This window comes from Microcystis sp. M53598_WE2 (genome assembly GCF_030067735.1).
Classification (GTDB): domain Bacteria; phylum Cyanobacteriota; class Cyanobacteriia; order Cyanobacteriales; family Microcystaceae; genus Microcystis; species Microcystis aeruginosa.
The window spans coordinates 1-3,703 of sequence record NZ_JASJFE010000076.1 but is presented as its reverse complement, the minus strand read 5'-3'; the positions used below and the strand labels follow the sequence as shown (position 1 = coordinate 3,703).

Annotated in this window: 1 protein-coding gene; it reads left to right on the top strand. The window is 52.3% G+C overall.

Features of this window, described 5'->3' with window-relative positions; translation table 11 throughout:
• Positions 1-187 precede the first annotated feature (187 nt).
• Positions 188-3,619 carry a DEAD/DEAH box helicase family protein gene (locus PX636_RS01820; protein ID WP_288116041.1) on the top strand — a complete coding sequence of 1,144 codons (3,432 nt, stop codon included), beginning with the start codon at positions 188-190 and terminating at the stop codon, positions 3,617-3,619.
• Positions 3,620-3,703 lie beyond the last annotated feature (84 nt).

Here is a 3,703-nt window from a genome sequence, read left to right as displayed (position 1 = left end):
TGCCATTAAAAAAGACCGTTGGACAATTAACCAAGATTCCTATCATCTCACACTGTCACGAGGGAAAACCCTAGATAAAATAACCGAACTTGCTGTTTTTTTATATAACTGTTAAACAATAACCAAGTAAAATATAGAGATAGCCAAAACTTTGGGGATAATAAATTTATAGACTGGGGAGCGCAATATGGACTCAAACTTCTCCTTCCTGCGAGATCAATTCCCGACAATCTACGATCATGCCAGCCAAGCGGAGGGATTAGTCTTCAGCAACCCCCGGGCCAGTTGCTTCTATACCCGTTTTGTCCTAGAGCAAATGGTCTGCTGGCTCTATGAAAACGACCCCTACCTGCAACTGCCCCGGGAAAGTAACCTAGGCGCTCTCATCCACGAGCAAACCTTTAAAGATAACCTTAAACCAGGACTTTTCGGCAAAATTCGCACCATCCACAAAGTCGGCAACAACGCCGCCCACCATGGCAGCCCCATCAGTGAACGGGACTCCCTGCACCTGATCGAGGAACTATTTCATCTCACCTACTGGCTCGTGCGCTACTATGGGCAGAATGGGCGAAAATTGGGCGATATTAGCTTCGATCGCCAGAAGATACCCCCGGCCGCACCCCCCGCTCCCAAACAACTGCAAGACCTGGAAAAACGCCTGTCCCAAAGCGATGCCCTGCGCCAATTGGCCGAAGCAAAACAGCGCCAAACCGAGGCCGAACTCGCAGCCGCTAGGGCCGAACGGGATGCCCTCCTCGCCCAAAATCAAGCGATCGCTGACCGGCACGACTACAACGAAGCCGACACCCGCCGCTACCTGATCGATGTACTACTCCAAGAGGCTGGCTGGGATACCAAAGCAGCCAACGTCACCGAGTTCGAGCTGCAGGGGATGCCCATCCAAAAGCCCGGAGATACCGGACGCGGTTTCGCCGATTATGTACTATGGGGCGACGACGGCAAACCCCTCGCCGTTGTGGAGGCAAAACGCAGCAGCAAAAGCCCCCGCGACGGCCAACATCAGGCCAAACTCTACGCCGACTGCTTAGAAAAAGACTACAACCAACGCCCCGTTATTTTCTACAGCAACGGCTACGAAACCTATCTCTGGGATGATCTCGCCTATCCCCCCCGTCCCGTCCTCGGTTTCCTGCGAAAAACCGAGCTAGAACGGCTAATTTTCCGCCGTTCCCACCGTAAACGCCTCAGGGACACCGCCATTAACGAGGATATCGTCGGCCGTCCCTACCAGAAAGAGGCCATCCGCCGCATTACCGAAACTTTTGAAGAAAACTGCGCCCGTAAGTCCCTGTTGGTTATGGCCACCGGAACCGGCAAAACCCGAACTGCGATCGCATTGGTGGAACTGCTCAAGAGTGCCAATTGGGTAAACCGAGTCCTGTTTCTGGCCGATCGCAATGCCCTATTAAAGCAAGCCTATCGAGCCTTTCAGCGTCATCTACCCAGCGTTACCGTCCTGCATCTGACCCGCAGCAAGGACGTGACGGGGGCTAACGTCATCTTCTCCACCTATCAAACCATGCTCAACGCCATCGATCGCATGGATGCAGAGGGGCGAATCTTTGGGGTGGGTTATTTTGACCTAGTGATCGTCGATGAGGCCCATCGCTCCATTTATCAGAAATACGGCGAAATATTCGATTATTTTGATGCCCTGCTGGTGGGGCTAACTGCCACGCCGCGCTCGGAAATAGACCGGGACACCTACCGCATTTTCCAGCTACCCCAGGGCGTGCCTACCTTCGCCTACGAGTTAAATGATGCCGTTAGGGATGGCTACCTCGTCCCCCCCAAGGGCGTTACTGTACCGTTTAAGTTTCTGCGTACTGGGGTTAAATACAGTGAGCTAACCCCACAGGAGCAGCTAGACTACGAGGAGAAGTTCCGGGACGAGGAAACCGGCGAACTACCGCGGGAAATCAACGCGGCTGCCCTTAATCAATGGTTATTCAATATCGACACCGTGGATCAAGCATTAGAATTATTGATGCAACGGGGGCTAAAGGTCAACAGTGGCGATCGATTGGGTAAAACGATTATTTTTGCCCGTAATCACCGACACGCCCAATGTATCTGCGATCGCTTTAACAGTAACTATCCTCACTACAAAGGTCATTTCGCCAAAATTATTGACAGTCACGACAATTACGCCCAGAGTCTGCTCGATGACTTCAGCGAAGCCAACAAAGAACCGATTTTGGCCGTCTCGGTGGATATGCTCGATACCGGCGTAGATGTGCCGGAAGTGGTCAATTTGGTGTTTTTTAAGCCCGTATTCTCCCGGGTGAAGTTCAATCAGATGATCGGGCGCGGGACCCGTCTCTGTCAGGATTTGTTTGGGCCTGGCAACCATAAAACCGAGTTTCTGGTCTTCGACCTCTGCGGGAATTTCGAGTATTTCGAGCAGGATATCGATGAAACAAGCCAGAAAATACCCGAAAGCCTCACCAGTCGCCTAGTTAAACATCGCCTCGAGTTGGCAACCCGTCTCGCTCCCGCCCAGCCAAGCGCAACACCTAGAGCGAGAGAGCAGTCCTCTACTTACAAAGTCGATCGGGCCGGCGACCTATACACGAGTTTGCTCGATGCACTCCATCAACACATCGCCACCATGCCCCGGGATAATTTCCTCGTGCGTCGTCGTTTGCCGCAGGTGGAGACCTTTAGTCAGCGCCAGCGTTGGAACAACCTGAGTCAGGAGGACGCGGCCACCATTGCCGACTCCTTGGCCGGTTTACCCAATAGTCTGCCCAATGAGGATCCCCTGGCCAAGGAATTCGACCTTCTCTGTGTGAAACTGCAATTAGCCATTCTCAAGGCCGACCGTAGTTATGAGCGATTGCGGGACAAAGTGCGGGATATTCTCTGTCAACTGGAGACTAAACCCGATATACCGATGATTAAGGGGCAATTGGCCTTGATTCGCGAGGTGCAGGACGAAAGCTGGTGGACCAGAGCAACGCCGTCAATGGTGGAGGGGATTCGGGTGCGTGTCCGGGATCTGGTCAAGTTTATCGATCGCCAAAAGCAGCAGATCGTGATCACCGATTTTGTCGATGAGATGGGGGAGGTGCAGATTGTCGATATTCCCACCCATCAGACCGGTTTTAGTCGCGAACAGTATCGCCGGAAAGTGGAGGCCTATATCCGTCAGCATCAGGATCACCTTGCGATCGCTAAGTTGCGGCGCAATATCCCCCTAACGGAGACGGATTTATCTGCCCTAGAGGAGATGCTATTTTCGGCCGCAGAAATTGAGAGCCGTCAGCGTTTTGAGGAGGTTTTTGGCCAGACAAAAAGCCTCAAGCTTCTGATCCTGGAAATCGTCGGACTCGATCCCGCAGGGATCCGCGTAGCGGCACGCCAAGCGGCTAAACAAGCTTTTGCCCGTTATTTGCAGGGGACAAACTTCTCGGCCAATCAAATCCGTTTTATCGAAAATATCATCGATATGCTCGCTAAAAACGGAGTTATCAATCCGGGGGCGCTCTACGAGCCTCCTTTTACTGATAACCATCCCGAAGGTCTAGATGGGATGTTTATTGACATCCTCGCCGCCCTAAAAGTGCGGCGATTCCTAAACCTCACGATTTAAGTTTCTGCTTCCACCACCGTCGCATACCACAGTTAAAAAACCATGTACTGTCTTACACAGAGTCCACAGACTTTCGCCCCATTT

What these genes read in the sequence shown, in the direction of transcription:
- PX636_RS01820 (WP_288116041.1), top strand. Translation starts at nt 188, where the DNA reads ATGGACTCAAACTTCTCCTTCCTGCGAGATCAATTCCCGACAATCTAC.